The sequence below is a fragment of the Kribbella sp. NPDC051620 genome, from assembly GCF_044453825.1.
In the GTDB taxonomy this organism is placed as follows: Bacteria; Actinomycetota; Actinomycetes; order Propionibacteriales; family Kribbellaceae; genus Kribbella.
Window position 1 is genome coordinate 150,613 of the sequence record NZ_JBITDB010000007.1, and the last position, 14,622, is coordinate 165,234.

Here is a 14,622-nt window from a genome sequence, read left to right on the forward strand (position 1 = left end):
AACCCCCTCCTCACAAAAAAACCCCCCCGGCCCCCCCCCCACAACCCCCCCCCCCCCCCCCCCGCCCCCCCCCCGCGCGGGCGCGCCCCGACGCGGATGGAGAAAGGCGAGCACCGCACGCTGGTGCCGGGTGTACCGCTGGTGCGGGGTGGGTGTGGGTCAGCTGAAGAGGCGTTGCCAGATGCTGCGCTTCGGCGCGGGGGGCGGTTCGGATTCGCGAAGGCGGGCTCGGGCTGCTTGGCGGGCTTCGTGGGCTTTGCGCCATTCGGCGAGCATCTCTTCTTCGTCGACCGGGCCGACGGGGACGACCACGCCGGTGGCGTCGCGGATCTGGATGAGGATTCGGCGGTTGAGGTCCTGGAGGTAGTCGCGGGCCTCGGCTTCCGTACGGAGTACCGACAGCTTGTCCTGCAGGGCCTGCTTCTCCTTGCGGAGCTGTACCGACGGGGGCAGCAGCGCGTCGGTCTCGATCTTCTCGCGGCGGATGAAGTCCTTCACCCACCAGTCCGGATCGTGCGGGTCCGCCAGCTTGGCCAGCGGCTTGCCCTCACCCGGCAGATCGTCGAACTCACCCCGCGCCTGCGCCTGCTTGATCTGCGCCTCGACCCAGTCCTCGGTCTTCATCCCGGGCGGCTTGCGCTGCGTCATGTACGCCTCCAGTCAACTCCGACGTGGTTGCTGTACGACCGAGTTTACCGGCTTGTGATTGCGTTCACAAGCCTACTGCTTCGGTACGGTGCGATCGGACCACAGCTCCGGCAACGGGATCGGCACCCGCCACATCCGGGTGCCCGGCTCGACCAGCCCGTGCCTGGTGGCGACGATCCGCATCAACCGCAGCGGCCCGGCGATGAACGCGATCGCGAGCGGCAACTCGATGAGCAGCGCGCTGAGCACCGCCTGCAGCAAGTCGTTGCCCGGCTGACTCGTCATCACGTCGAACCACGCGTCGCAGATCAGCAGTACGCCGGACGCGAACGCCGTCGGAAACACCAACTGCCGACGCCGCCACCCCGCGATCGCGGTCGCCGTCAGCATCACCATCAGCAGGATGTCGAACCCGACCCAGGTCGCGACCCAGTGCCGAGCGACGTACCGGCTCGGCAGCGTGACGGCCAGGTACACGGTCCACGGCACCAGCACCGCGACGCAGAGCACCAGGAGCAGCAGCCGCCACTTGCGCAACCGCTGAAGCATCCGCCGCTGCGGACCCAACGGCGACTCAGGCAGCAACCGCCGGATCAACTCCCGCCGCTCCGCCGGCGACATCCCCGCGATCTCCTCATCACTCAAACTCACCCCAGCACTCTCACACGCCACCCCCACCCAGTCCCCCACGCCACCCACCCCAACCCCACCACTTTGAGCCCCCACCCCTCACCCGCCCACTTCGAGCCCCGCCCACTTTGAGCACCCGCCAGCCACCGCGCCCCCAGCAGCGCGACCACCCCGTGCCCAAGGTCGCCACACCGCTGAACTCCGCGCGACTTTGAGCACCCATCAGTCACCCCAACGCCGAAGTCGTGCCTACGCCGTGCCCAAAGTCGGCCAGCTGAGTCGGGCGCGCGAGGTTGGCGCCCCGAGGTGGGCCCCCGAGGTGAGCGTGCCGAGGTGAGCGTGCCGAGATGAGCGTGCCGAGATGAGCGTGCCGAGATGGAGCGACCTTGGGCACGGAGCAGTCGCGTGGATGGCGAAAGCACGACTGGTGGGCGCTCAAAGTCGCGCGGCGCGGGGTGGGGCGGGGCCGGCGGGTGGGCGCGCGAGGTTGGCGCGCTGAGGTGAGCGCACCGAGGTGGGGCGACCTTGGGCACGGAGCAGTCGCGTGGATGGCGAAAGCACGACTGGTGGGCGCTCAAAGTCGCGCGGCGCCCGGGCGGGGCGGGGCCGGGAAGCTGGGCGCGCGAGGTGGGCGCGCTGAGGTGAGCGCACCGAGATGGAGCGACCTTGGGCACGGAGCAGTCGCGTGGGTGGCGAAAGCACGACTGGTGGGTGCTCAAAGTCGCGCGGTGCCCGGGCGGGGCGGGGCCGGCGGGTGGGCGCGCGAGGTGGGCGCGCTGAGGTGAGCGCACCGAGATGGAGCGACCTTGGGCACGGAGCAGTCGCTTGGATGGCGAAAGCACGACTGGTGGGTGCTCAAAGTCGCGCGGCGCGGGGTGGGGCGGGCCGGCGGGTGGGCGCGCGGGCTGGGGCGGGGTGAGGGGTGGGGCGGGGTGAGGGGTGGGGGGTGGGCGCGCGGGGTGGGGCGGGGCGAGGGGTGAGGGGTGAGGGGTGAGGGGTGGGCGCGCGGGGTGGGGTTGGCAAGGGGGGTGGGATGGCTGAGGGTGGGGGAACGAGGCGTTTGAGGAGAGGATCTGCCTGTGTCGTCTGTCATTTTGTCCGTGGTCAATGGGGAGCGGGTGCAGGAGCCGGTACGGACCGCGCCGTCGACGAATCCGTCGGATACCGCTGATGTGGTGGGGACCATCGGGGTTGCGGGGCCGGATGTGTTCGTGAAGGCGGCGAGGGCAGCCAAGGACGCGCAAGCGGGGTGGGCGGCGCTGCCGGCTCCTCAGCGCGGGCAGGTGATCGCGCATGTCGGGCGCCTGATGACCGCCAACAAGGAGCGGCTCGCCGCGCTCGTCACCCGCGAGATCGGCAAGCCGCTCGCGGAGGCGCTGGGCGAGGTGCAGGAGATCATCGACACCTGCGACTTCTTCATCGGCGAGGGCCGCCGGCTCTACGGCCAGACCGTACCGTCGGAGATGCCCGACAAGCAGCTGTTCACCTTCCGCCGCCCGGTCGGCGCGGTCGCGGTCATCTCGGCCGGCAACTTCCCGGTCGCGGTCCCGTCCTGGTACATCGTGCCCGCGCTGCTGTGCGGCAACACGGTGGTCTGGAAGCCGGCGGAGTACTCGGCGGTCGTCTCGGAGGCGTTCTACGAGATCTTCGCGCATTCCGGCGTACCGGCCGGGGTCTTCAATCTCGTGTACGCCGATGGGCCGGACACCTTCGCCGGGTTGGAGCAGTCGTTGCAGGCCGGGCTGATCGACAAGGTCGGCTTCACCGGGTCGAGCGAGGTCGGCACCCGGATCGGCGAGCTGTGCGGCCGCCACCTGCAGACGCCGTGCCTCGAACTCGGCGGCAAGAACCCGATGGTGATCACCGAGGACGCGGAGCTCGACCTGGCCGTCGAGGGTGCGCTGTTCTCCGGCTTCGGTACTGCGGGTCAGCGCTGCACCTCGCTGGGAACGGTGATCGTGCACGAGTCGGTGCACGACGAGTTCGTCTCCCGGTTCGCTGAAGCCGTGCGGGAGGCCGCGATGGGCGACCCGACCCAGGACGTGCTGTTCGGGCCGTTGCTGGACGAGAAGTTCGCGGCCGGCTTCGAGAAGTCGCTCGGCTGGATCGGCGCCCACCACGCCGTGATCGGCTCCACCGGGCGGGTCGGCGCGGACAACCCGCGCGAGGGCTTCGTCGGTGATCCCGCCAAGGGGTTGTTCTACCACCCGGTGATCGTCGACAAGGTCCAGCCGGACGACGAGTTGTTCCTGAACGAGACGTTCGGGCCGATCGTCGGCATCACGACGTACCGGACCCTGGACGAAGCGATTGCTCTGGGCAACAAGTCCGGGTACGGCCTGTCGAGCTCGATCTACACCACCGATCCGAACAAGGCGTTCCGTTTCGCGCAAGGTATCTCGGCGGGCATGGTCAGCGTCAACAACTCGACCTCCGGCGCCGAGGCGCACCTGCCGTTCGGTGGCAACGGCAAGTCGGGCAACGGTTCGCGGCAGAGCGGGGTCTGGGTGCTCGACCAGTTCACCCGCTGGCAGTCGATGAACTGGGACTACTCGGGCAAGCTGCAGAAGGCCCAGATGGACACCGTCGAGGTCGAGGCGGACGAAGACTTCCGGCTGCCATGAACCTGCCCACCAGCGCCGAGGTGGTGATCGTCGGCGGCGGGGTGATGGGCACGAGTATCGCCTTCCACCTCGCCGAGGCCGGCGTCCGCGATGTCCTGCTGCTGGAGCAGAACGAGCTCGGTTCGGGCTCGACCTCCAAGGCGGCCGGTGGCATCCGGGCGAACTTCTCCGACGAGCTGAACATCGCGCTCGGCGCGCGCAGCCTGGAGGCGTTCGCCCGGTTCGGCGAGCGCCCTGGGCAGGAGATCGACCTGCACCGCGTCGGCTACCTGTTCCTGCTGTCGACCGACGAGCAGGTCGAGCTGTTCGAGGAGAGCACCCGGCTGCAGAACGCGGCCGGCCAGCCGACCCGGATGCTCGACGTCGCCGAGGCGGTCCGGATCGCGCCGATCCTCTCGCCCGACGGCCTGGTCGCCGCCTGCTTCTCACCCAACGACGGGCACTGTACGCCGGAGTCCGTCGTCCTCGGCTACGCCACAGCCGCCCGCAAGCTGGGCGCGAAGCTCGTCACCGGCTGCGAAGTCACCGAGATAGATGCCGTTGGCAACGAGATCCGGGCAGTCCGGACGAGCCGCGGAACGGTCGCCACCTCGACCGTCATCTGCGCGGCCGGCGCCTGGTCCGCGCCGCTCGCCGCGATGGTCGGCGTCGACCTGCCGGTGACGCCGTTGCGTCGTCAGATCGTCGTGACAGAAGCGATTCCCGGCCTGCCGCGCGAGATGCCGATGACCATCGACTTCAGCAGCACCTTCTACTTCCACGGCGAAGGCCCGGGGTTGCTGGTCGGCATGTCCGACCCCGAAGAAGAACCTGGCTTCCACCTCGCCCGCTCCGACGCCTGGCTCCCCCGACTGACCGCTGCCATGGAACAAAGAGCACCATCGCTATTGGATGTGGGGCTGGCCAGCGGCTGGGCAGGCCTCTACGAGAACACCCCCGACCACAACGCCCTGATCGGCGAGTCCCCGACCGTCAGCCGCTTCCTCTACGCGACCGGCTTCTCCGGCCACGGCTTCCTGCAGGGTCCGGCGATCGGCGAGATCCTCCGGGACCTGTACCTCACCCGCGAACCCTTCGTCGACATCTCCCCGCTCGACGCCGACCGCTTCCAGACCTCAGGCCTGCGCGCCGAGCAGAACATCGTCTGATCGTCGGGCTAGAGCCGCTCGCCGACGCGGTAGTCGAGCAGGACCAGGCGATCGTCGATGGTCTCGGTGCCGACCAGGTCGAGCGTCACGTCGGGAAGGCCGGCGAAGACGGGGCCCTCGCCGGTGCGGCCGTGGAGGGTGGGAAAGACCATCACCCGAACACGATCGACCAGGTCGTGCTCGAAGAGACTGCGGATCAAGGTGGCGCTGCCGATCGTCCGCATCGGCAGGTCGTCGAGCGCCTTCAGCGCGGGAACGGCCGTCTCGATCGGCTCGCTGACCACCGTGGTGTTCGGCCAGCTCAACGGCGGGGTCAGGGTCTTGGAGAAGACCAGCTTGGGCAACTCGGCCATCCGCGCGAAGCTCGGGTCGTCGTCCTGCTGGACGACCTCGGCCATCGTCCGGTACGTCGTCGCGCCCATCACCATGACGTGCTCGACAGCGAGCTGCCGCTCGATCCACGCATCCAGCCCCGGCCCGCCATAGCCCCAGTACGGCGCCGACTGCGGCCCACCGCCGCCGAATCCGTCCAGCGTGCTGAACATGTCGACCGTCAGTTCCCGCATCACAACCTCCTCACCGGCCCACGCCGCAGTAGCTCAGGGGCCGTCGGAGTCTGGCCAGTTTTCTGGGTTGCACCAGGCGGGGTCGTAGCCCTGGGCGGCGCAGTATGCCTGGATGATCTCTTCGCGGGTGGGGCGCCGGGTCGAGGGGGTGCGGGTCGGCCTGGCCGTCGTCGGTTTGGTGGTCGGCGGCTTCGTCGGCGTGGTTTCGCTGTTCTCGCGCTGACGCTTCTTCGTCGTCTTCGTCTTGGTCGGCGTCGGGGTGGTCGGCGGCCGGGTCGTCTTCACGACCGGCGGCGGCGCGGACGTCTCGGCGGTGGTCGTCGTCCTCGGCGGGGTCGTCGGTATCACCGGCGTCGGCGTCACGCGATCGTCGACCGGCGGCAGCGCCTGCGAGTCCGACGGTCCACCGTCGAACAAACCGATCGCCGACAACGCCCAGAAGTTGACCGCCAGGAACAACACCAGCCCGACAGAGCCCAGCGCCACCACCCGCTGCGAGGGACCGCCATACCGGCCGACAGGCCCGCGCACCGCGTTGCCCTTGCCGTCGACCCAGAACTTCCAGTCGTCGGGCGCGGCCGGCCAGGACGGGTCGGGTCGCCACGTCTTCGGTGGCATCCAGCTGCGGCGGGGCGGCGTCGGCCAGTTCGGCGGTACTACGAACCGCTTCACGCAATCCTCCACGTCGCCGACTGAAAACCCGCCCCAGGCTAGACGATCTCCAGGCCCTACCAACAGCCCGGTCCGCGATCCGCCTGCGCCCGTACGTCTCCCCAACGACACAACCCGCCGACAAGCTACTACCCGATCGGCGTGTCGCCTTCATTTCTCCAACTTCGCCGCGCGAACCGCCTCGGCCGACGCCAGGTCACCGCGGGCCTCGAGCGACTCGACCACCCCGTCGATGTCCGCGCCGGACCGGTTCTGGCTGAGCTTCGCCTTCGCCTCGATCCGGCTGATCACCAGCTCGACACCGACGATCGCGCGCAACTGCCCGGCCACATAGGCCTCCGGCGCGTCATCCACCGACCACTGCTCGGTGAACTGAGCCTCATGCTTCCCGGTCAACCGCCGCACAAGCCCGTCCAGCCAGGCCGGATCGTCATGAATCACCAGCTCGCCATAGACATGGGCTATCACGTAGTTCCAGGTCGGTACGACCCGCCCATGCTCCTGCTTCGACGCATACGCCGACGGCGAGATGTACGCGTCCGGCCCGGTGATGATGGCCAGCGCCTCCCCGAGTACCGGCGTCTTCCACTGCGGGTTGTTCCGCGCGAGATGCCCGAGCAACGCGCCCTGCTCGCCGACCGAAGGGTCGTAGATGAACGGCAACAGCGTCGCGAGCAGGCCGTCGGCCGTACTGGTGACCAGGTCGCCGGCCCCGTGACCCACCAGCAGATCCCGTACTACGGACTCGTCCGCCGCGAAGCGCTTGGGAACGTACATCTACTTGGCAATCAACTTGCTGGCCTGATCGAGCATGTCGGTGGCGAACCGCTCGCTGAAGCCGGCCGCAAACCCCGTCAGCCCGAAGACCGCCACCGAACCCGGAGTGCTCACCGTCGCCCCACCCGCCAATGCACCAGCCAGCAAGGTGAAGTAGGCCAGCGAACCGAAGATCGCACCCACCCCCGGCCGGAACGCGCCGAGCATCGTCCGCTGCCACCGCGACGAGCTGTGGTCGATCACCAGCGACCCCTTGGACATCCGCTGGATCACACTGATCGTCGCCCCCAGCGCCGACATCGCGATCGCCGCGACCAGCGCCGACGGCACCAGAGAGCTGCGCCACCAGGCATCAGCGGCCAGTCCGAACAGGATCACCAGCACGAACGTCGGTACGATCCCGCCGAGCACGCCCTGGAAGTACTCGAGCCGCGCCTGCCGCTGCAGCAGCACCTCGACCCGCGCCTTCACCACCAGAACCTCGTTCTTGGCGGCCGCGATCGACGCCGTGATCTCCTCGGGAGTCCCGCCACCGGCGACCAGGTCGGCCGCGACCATCACCCGCGTCAGGCCGGAGTACGCGTGATCCGTCGCCTCCTCGAGTTGCTGGACGACGCCCTTGCCCTGCAGGCCGTAGAGCGCTTCCTTCGCGACCACCTTGCAAGCGATCTCCGAATCGACCAGCTCGGGCGGCGGCGAGTTGAGGATCGAGTAGACCGCGCGATCCTTGGCCAGCAGGCAACCGCCGACCACGGCGCTGCAGTAGTACTCCTTCTCGATCCCGCCGTGCACCTCGCTGAACTTCTGCGACAGCGCCGGGATCAACCAGTTACCCGCGTCGCAGGCCAACTGCTCGGTCGACGCCGCCAGCTGATGCGCCTGGACGAGATGCCGGAAGGTCGCCGGCCCATTGGTGGCCGCCTGGTAGAGATCGGGATACCGCGCGGCCGACGACTCACCGGTGCCGTCTGTCGGTACGGACACCAGCGCGGGCAGTCCTTCGTCGACCGCCTCGCTCTCGGGCGCGGGCAGCGGCTCGGCCGGCAACGCCTCCCCGGTCGCCTCGGCGGGCGGGAAGGGCACAGCCTCCGGCGGCGGCAGCGAGTTCATGCGCCTACCGTACGGCGGGCGGACCGCTCGTGTCGCGAACTTGGAGCGTCATCGGCAGGTACAACGGTTCGTCGCTGTAGTCGTTGACGAGCAGCCGTTCGAGCATCTCGCCGGCCCGTCGCCCGAGCTCGTCACGTGATACCGACACCGTGGTCAGATCGGAGTGCGCGACCCGATCCAGCGAGATGTCGTCGAACCCGATCACCGACAGCTCATCCGGTACGCCGACGCCCAGCTCGCGCAGCCGCGCGATCGCCCCCAGCGCGACGAGATCGTTGTAGGCCAGCACCGCGGTCGCATCCGATTCGAGTACCGCCGCGACAGCGTCGTACCCGGCCTGGCTGGTGGAGCCACCGCACTCGACGACCGTCACCTCGAGCCCGAACGCCCGGGCCGCCTCGAAGGCGCGGACACGTTCGTCGTTTCCCCATGAGGCCGGCGGTCCGCCCAGGTACGCCGCCCGCCGGTGCCCGAGCTGCGCGAGATGTCCACAGACCTGGGTCATCCCGCCGGTGAAGTCGACCGAGATGGAGGGCACCCGCGCCCCGGCGACCACCCGGTTGAACAGCACCATCGGGTGATCGCGCCCCAGGAGATCGACCAGCTCGGCACGCGGCATTCGTGGCGAGGCGAGCAGGACGCCGTCGCAGCAACGCATCAGGTCCTCGACCAGCTCGTACTCCAGCGCGGGATCCTCGTCGGACTCCATCACCATCATCCGGCGACCGTGCGCGCGGGCTACGGCCGAGACCGCTTTGAGCACCTCAGGGAAGTACGGGTTGGCGAGGTCCGGCACGAGGACGCCGATGGTGCCCCACTCGCCGCGGGCAAGGCCTTGCGCGGCGGCGTTCGGGCGGTAACCGAGCTCGCGGACGGCGTCGTGCACCCGGTCGACGAGCTGCGGGTCGACCTTGGCGGTGCCGTTCAGGACGCGCGAGACGGTCGCGGCCGACACCTTGGCCGCCGTACTGACGTCGCTGATAGTGATTCGCGGGGACCGGCCCGGGCGGTTCTGCACGCATCCCTCCTCAAGCAGTTGAGAAAACGCTTGCACAGCGTCGCGCAGGAAGAGGTGTTCCGCAAGCGCGGGTTCTGAAACCGCTTTCAGGCGAACCCTTGCCAGCACACCGGAGCCGGACTAATCTCCGATGGCAAACGCTTACCGAGAGGCTTCCCATGCAGCTCGACCGACTCTCGTCGTTCCCCGTCACCGCGTTCGACGCCGACGGAGCGCTGGCACTCGGCGCCTACCGCGAGCACCTGCGGCATCAGATCGACGCAGGACCCGCCGCAATCTTCGCGGCCTGTGGGACCGGTGAGTTCTTCTCGCTCACCCTCGACGAGTACGCCGCCGCGGTCCGCGCTGCCGTCGACGAGGCGGCCGGTGCCCTCCCCGTCTTCGCCGGCACCGGCTATGGCACGGCGATGGCCAAGCAGTACGCCGCTGCTGCCCGCGAGGCAGGCGCGGACGGCCTGCTCGTCCTGCCGCCGTACCTGATCAAGCCGTCACAGCAAGGCCTGCTCGACCACTTCCGCGGCCTCGCCGCGACGGCCGGTCTGCCGTTGATCGCCTACCAGCGCGACAACGCGATCTTCACCGCGGACAGCGCTGCCGAGCTGGCCCGGATTCCCGGCGTGATCGGCTTCAAGGACGGCTTCGGAGACCTCGACTTGCTCCAGCGGATCATCGCCGCCGCGCCGAACCTGACCTATTTCAACGGACTCCCCACCGCTGAGGTGACCGCCCGCTCGTACGCCGCGATCGGCGTCAAGGCCTACTCGTCGGCCGTGCACTGCTTCGCCCCGGAGATCGCCCACGCGTACGAGGCCGGCCTCGACGAGTTGCTTCCGGCCTTCTATCTCCCCTTGGTAAAACTCCGGGACAAAGGCGCCGGGTACGCCGTTTCGCTGGTCAAGGCCGCCGTGCGGAGGCGCTGGACCGATGTGGGCTCGGTCCGCTCGCCGCTCACCGATCCACTTCCGGAGCATCTCGAAGAGTTGGATCATCTCGTGAACGAAGGCTTGAATCTCGTCCGGAAGCAGGCAGTCGCGTGAAGATCACCGAGGTAGTCATCACCCCCATCGCGATGAAAGACCCGCCGCTGCGCAACATCCAGGGTCTGCACCAGCCGTACGCGCTGCGCTCGATCCTCCAGGTCCGGACCGACGAAGGTCTGACCGGACTCGGTGAGACCTACGGCGATCTGGCGGTACTGACCAAGCTGCGCCAGGTTGCGCCCCGACTGACCGGGCTCGACCCCTTCGACCTCAACGGGCTGGAGCGGATCATCGGCGAGACGCTCGGTTCGACCGCCGGGCTGGCGAACCACGGGCTGGTCGGCGAAGCGAGTGACGAGAAGACGCTCGCGACGGTGCTGTCGGCCTTCGAGATCCCCTGCTGGGACTTGCAGGGCAAGGCACTCGGCCGGCCGCTCGTCGAGTTGCTCGGCGGCAACGTGCGCGAGGTCGTCCCGTACAGCGGCTACTTGTTCTTCAAGCCCGTCACGCACACCCCGCCGCCGGACTACGAGCCGGACAGTTGGGGGGAGGCGATGGATGCCGACGGCATCGTCGCCCAGGCTCGCCGGCTGGTCTCGGAGTACGGCTTCAAGTCGCTGAAGCTCAAGGGTGGCGTACTTCCGCCGTTCGACGAAGTCGAGGTCGTTCTCGCCCTGCGCGCGGCATTCCCGGATCATCCGCTGCGGCTCGATCCGAACGCAGGCTGGACCGTTGAGACCAGTGTTGCCGTCGGCAAGAAACTCGATGGAGTGCTGGAGTATCTGGAAGACCCGACCGCCACGATCGATGGGATGGCAGCGGTGGCGCGCGAGGTTTCGATGCCACTGGCCACGAACATGGCCGTGACCGCGTTCAGTCATCTGCCGCCGTCGATCCGCGTCGACGCCGTTCAGGTGATCCTGTCCGACCACCACTTCTGGGGTGGGCTGCGCCGGTCGCGTGAGCTGGCCGCGATCTGCCGGACCTTCGGCATCGGCCTGTCGATGCACTCGAACTCGCACCTCGGCATCAGCCTCGCCGCGATGACCCACCTGGCCGGCGCGACGCCCGAGCTGACCTACGACTGCGACACGCATTACCCGTACCTGGTGGAAGACATCGTCGTGCCCGGGGTGCTGGACTTCGCCGACGGCGCGGTGAAGGTGCCGGCCGGACCGGGTCTGGGCGTCGAGCTGGATCTCGATTCGCTGGCCCGGCTCGCGGAGCAGTACAAGGAGTGTGGTTTCGACACCCGCGACGACGTCACGCCGATGCGGGCGATCCAGCCGGATTGGGACCCGGCCATTCCGAGATGGTAGGCCCGCGATGGTGAGGCATGGAGCCTTCGCCTACACGTGGGATCTGGTCGGCGATCCTTCGGCGGCCGCCCGCTTCGCCGATCTCGGCATCGACACGGTGACTCTGCAGGCTGCCTATCATTCGGTGCGCGCGACGACGGCCTGGCATCCGGCGCATCGGGTCGTGCACGCCGACCACGCGGCGGCGTACTTCCGGATCCGGCCATCACGCTGGCGCGGCTTGCGCCCGCTGGCACCCACCTGGGGAGTCGACGACGAAGACCGCTTCGGTACTGCGTCCGCCGCGCTCTCCGCCGCAGGGCTCCGAACCGAGGCCTGGGTGGTGCTGACGCACTCGTCGGTGCTCGGGCGTTCGAATCCTTCGCTCGCTGTGCGGAACGCCTACGACGAGGTGTTCAGCTATGCGCTCTGCCCGGCTCAGCCTGCTGTGCACGACTACGCGTTGACGCTCGTGCAGGAGATCTGCGAGCAGTACGACGTACCGGCGCTGGTGTTGGAGGCTTGTGGGTGGCTCGGGTTCGAGCATGCGAGTCAGCATGAGAAGACCTCGGGTGCGGACCTCTCCGCCTGCGCGCGCGATCTCCTCTCGATTTGTCTCTGCTCCGCTTGTGCGGCTCTTTTGACGCTGGACGTACCAGAGCTTGCGGTGGACATCAGGTCGGTTGTGGATCGCGAGCTGCAGGAGGGGATTTATGCAGGGTCGAATCTGGCCGATGCGCTCGGCGCCTCGCGGGCTGCTGAGATCTATCGGCATCGGCAGTCGGTGATCACCGGGCTGGTGCGTGAGGCTGCTGGGTTGGCGGGGTCGGGCGAGTTGTTGCTAATGGCAACGGATGATCCACAGGTGACCGGGCCGGATGTCGGCGTCGACCTGACCGGAGTCGAGGCGGCGGGTTTCGTGTTGAAGTGCTGGGACGATGACGAGGCTGCCATTGCTCGGGTGAAGGCTGCTGCGGGGCGTACCGGCGTACCGTTGGTTGCCAATGTCAACGCTCTCGGTGAGCGGCCGTCGGAGTTGCCCGCGCTTGCGGCCCGACTCGTCGCGGCGGGTGCGTCGGAGCTCCGGTACTACCATGCCGGGCTCGCATCGCCCGCTCGCCAGGCGGCGATCCGGGCCGCCGTCCAGGAGGTGTCCTGATGCTCAACGGCCTCTACGTGATGGACCTCGACCGCTTTCCCGACGTGTACGGCGACCAGGAACGCGCCGCGATCGAGAAGAATCTCCGGATCACCGCACCGCCACTCACGCCGGCCGAACTGACGCCGGCGCTGCTGGCCGACGTCGACGTTCTCGTGACGGCATGGGGCGGGCCGCGGCTCACGCCCGAGTTGCTCGAGTCCGCGCCGCGGTTGGCGCTGGTCCTGTACGGCGCGGGGTCCGTCCGGTCGATCGTCACACCGTCGTCATGGGCGCGCGGGGTGCGAGTGACGACGGCCAACTCCGTCATCGCCGCATCGGTCGCCGAGTTCACGCTGGCTCAGGTGCTCTACGCGTTGAAGCATGGATGGCGGTATGTGCTGGGAGCGCGGTTCGGCGCCCAATCTTTGCCTAGAGCCACGAATGAACCGGGTGCAGCGGGATCGGTGGTCGGGCTGATGTCGCTGGGCGCGACTGGACAGGCGACTGCCCGGCTCCTCGCTCGGCATGACCTTGTACTGCAGGCTCATGACCCGTACATCGACCCGGCCGTCGCCTCGGCACTGGGTGTGCGACTGGTCTCGTTGGACGAGTTGTTCGCGACCTCCGATGTGGTCTCCTTGCATGCGCCGGTGCTGGACGAGACGCGCAAGGTCGTCAGTACCAGGTTGCTGTCGTCGATGAAACACGAGGCGACGTTGATCAACACCGCGCGGGGAGCGCTGATCGACGAGGATGCGTTGGTCAACGTGTTGCGGGAGCGGATGGATCTGTTCGCAGTGCTCGATGTGACAGATCCGGAGCCGCCGTTGCCGGGGTCGCCGTTGTTCTCGGCGGCGAACATCGTGGTGACGCCTCACCTGGCCGGCACGCTGAATCTCGAGCGCCGGCGACAAGGGCAGTTGATGGCGTCGGAGCTGGCTCACTATGTCGCGGGTGAGCCGTTGGAGCACGAGATCTTCGAGTCGGGGCAGGCGAAGTCCGCATGAGCCCAACCTTGGTGATGGTACCGCCGCAGCGGGACAGTACTGCGGACTGGGCGGAGCGGCTGATGTCGCTGGTGCCCGGGCTGACTGTGTTGCGACCGACTGCGGAAGATGCTGCGGCCGCGTTGGAGTTGGCTGACGCGGCGTACGGCGTACTGCCGGTTGAGTTGCTGGCGGCAACCACTCGGCTGCGGTGGTTGCAGGCGCAGCAGGCTGGGCCGCCGCCTGGTTTCTACTATCCGGAGCTCGTTGCGCATCCAGTTGTCGTCACCAACATGCGCGACACCTACACCGACCATGTCGCGACGCACACTCTTGCCTTGGTACTGGCGTTGTGTCGGGGGTTGCCGCGCTATGTCCGCGATCAGCAGACTGCGGCGTGGAATCCCGACTGGGATCCTGAGGCGATCGTCTCCTTGTCGGACGCTACGGCTCTGGTTGTGGGAGTGGGTGCTCTGGGCTCCGAGATCGGGCGGCTACTGCATGCGTTCGGGACTCGGGTGACGGGGATCGATGTGCGGGCCGGTGAGCGGCCTGGATTTGCCGAGGTGCTGCCGGTTGAGGCATTGGATGAGCAGTTGCCTGGTGCCGACCTGGTGATCCTGACCGTGCCGCACACACCGGACACCGAAGGGATGATCGACGCGCGGCGGCTCAAGCTGCTGAAGGCGTCGGCGTTCTTCGTCAATGTGGGTCGCGGGCCGACGGTTGTCCTGGACGCGCTCGACGCGGCGCTGTCGGCCGGGCGGTTGCGCGGGGCGGCACTCGACGTGTTCGAGACCGAGCCGTTGCCGGCGGGGCATCGGTTGTGGCGGCGTCCCGAAGTACTGATCACTCCCCATGTCGCCGGAGTCGGGCCGCATGAGGCGGAGCGGCGGTTCGCCGTACTGCTGGAGAACGCCCGGCGTTTCGTTGCCGGTGATCCCTTGATCAATGTCGTCGACAAGTCGAAGTGGTTCTGAGAGGAACACCAGATAGCTGTACTTCCGCCCCCGAAGGAGTTCGA

14 protein-coding genes are annotated in these 14,622 nt (G+C 68.3%); 7 read left to right on the forward strand and 7 right to left on the reverse strand.

What is annotated here, in order from left to right; all coding sequences use genetic code 11:
- Window positions 1-159: 159 nt before the first annotated feature.
- Entirely contained in the window at window positions 160-648 is a 489-nt protein-coding gene (locus ACIA12_RS33930) for a DUF1992 domain-containing protein (protein ID WP_396371360.1), read from the reverse strand.
- A gap of 72 nt (window positions 649-720) precedes the next feature.
- Entirely contained in the window at window positions 721-1,299 is a 579-nt protein-coding gene (locus tag ACIA12_RS33935; RefSeq protein WP_396371362.1) for a hypothetical protein, read from the reverse strand.
- 1,058 nt (window positions 1,300-2,357) lie between these two features.
- Here ACIA12_RS33935 and ACIA12_RS33940 point away from each other — a divergent pair.
- The gene (locus ACIA12_RS33940) at window positions 2,358-3,902 is read left to right on the forward strand and encodes an aldehyde dehydrogenase family protein (protein WP_396371363.1); all 1,545 of its coding nucleotides are present in this window, start codon (window positions 2,358-2,360) and stop codon (window positions 3,900-3,902) included.
- Complete coding sequence (locus ACIA12_RS33945) at window positions 3,899-5,050, forward strand: NAD(P)/FAD-dependent oxidoreductase (RefSeq protein WP_396371364.1); 1,152 nt, start codon at window positions 3,899-3,901, stop codon at window positions 5,048-5,050. Before ACIA12_RS33940 ends, ACIA12_RS33945 begins: the two co-directional genes overlap by 4 nt.
- An 8-nt stretch (window positions 5,051-5,058) precedes the next feature.
- Here the strand turns inward: ACIA12_RS33945 and ACIA12_RS33950 are convergent, their stop codons facing one another.
- From ACIA12_RS33950 to ACIA12_RS33970, 5 genes are all read right to left on the reverse strand, one after another.
- The gene (locus tag ACIA12_RS33950; RefSeq protein WP_396371365.1) at window positions 5,059-5,616 is read right to left on the reverse strand and encodes a dihydrofolate reductase family protein; all 558 of its coding nucleotides are present in this window, start codon (window positions 5,614-5,616) and stop codon (window positions 5,059-5,061) included.
- A gap of 33 nt (window positions 5,617-5,649) precedes the next feature.
- Window positions 5,650-6,288 carry a hypothetical protein gene (locus tag ACIA12_RS33955; protein WP_396371366.1) on the reverse strand — a complete coding sequence of 213 codons (639 nt, stop codon included), beginning with the start codon at window positions 6,286-6,288 and terminating at the stop codon, window positions 5,650-5,652.
- Window positions 6,289-6,438: 150 nt separating this feature from the next.
- Window positions 6,439-7,065 (reverse strand): FMN-binding negative transcriptional regulator, encoded by a 627-nt coding sequence (locus tag ACIA12_RS33960; RefSeq protein ID WP_396371367.1) that lies wholly within the window; start codon window positions 7,063-7,065, stop codon window positions 6,439-6,441.
- Complete coding sequence (locus tag ACIA12_RS33965) at window positions 7,066-8,175, reverse strand: hypothetical protein (protein ID WP_396371368.1); 1,110 nt, start codon at window positions 8,173-8,175, stop codon at window positions 7,066-7,068. It abuts the gene before it with no gap.
- 4 nt (window positions 8,176-8,179) lie between these two features.
- Window positions 8,180-9,193, reverse strand: a complete 1,014-nt coding sequence (locus tag ACIA12_RS33970) for a LacI family DNA-binding transcriptional regulator (protein WP_396371369.1) — start codon at window positions 9,191-9,193, stop codon at window positions 8,180-8,182.
- A 158-nt stretch (window positions 9,194-9,351) separates the two neighbouring features.
- Between ACIA12_RS33970 and ACIA12_RS33975 the strand changes: the two genes are divergently transcribed.
- The 5 genes from ACIA12_RS33975 to ACIA12_RS33995 are packed head-to-tail and all read left to right on the forward strand — an operon-like array spanning window position 9,352 to window position 14,578.
- Window positions 9,352-10,230, forward strand: coding sequence for a 5-dehydro-4-deoxyglucarate dehydratase (locus ACIA12_RS33975; protein WP_396371371.1), 879 nt, complete (start codon window positions 9,352-9,354; stop codon window positions 10,228-10,230).
- Window positions 10,227-11,492 carry a glucarate dehydratase family protein gene (locus tag ACIA12_RS33980; protein WP_396371372.1) on the forward strand — a complete coding sequence of 422 codons (1,266 nt, stop codon included), beginning with the start codon at window positions 10,227-10,229 and terminating at the stop codon, window positions 11,490-11,492. The genes ACIA12_RS33975 and ACIA12_RS33980 overlap by 4 nt, the downstream gene beginning before the upstream one ends.
- Window positions 11,493-11,499: 7 nt before the next feature.
- Complete coding sequence (locus ACIA12_RS33985; protein ID WP_396371373.1) at window positions 11,500-12,630, forward strand: hypothetical protein; 1,131 nt, start codon at window positions 11,500-11,502, stop codon at window positions 12,628-12,630.
- On the forward strand, window positions 12,630-13,619 hold the full coding sequence (locus tag ACIA12_RS33990) for a hydroxyacid dehydrogenase (RefSeq protein ID WP_396371374.1): 990 nt from the start codon (window positions 12,630-12,632) through the stop codon (window positions 13,617-13,619). Before ACIA12_RS33985 ends, ACIA12_RS33990 begins: the two co-directional genes overlap by 1 nt.
- Window positions 13,616-14,578, forward strand: coding sequence for a D-2-hydroxyacid dehydrogenase (locus tag ACIA12_RS33995; RefSeq protein ID WP_396371375.1), 963 nt, complete (start codon window positions 13,616-13,618; stop codon window positions 14,576-14,578). The genes ACIA12_RS33990 and ACIA12_RS33995 overlap by 4 nt, the downstream gene beginning before the upstream one ends.
- Window positions 14,579-14,622 lie beyond the last annotated feature (44 nt).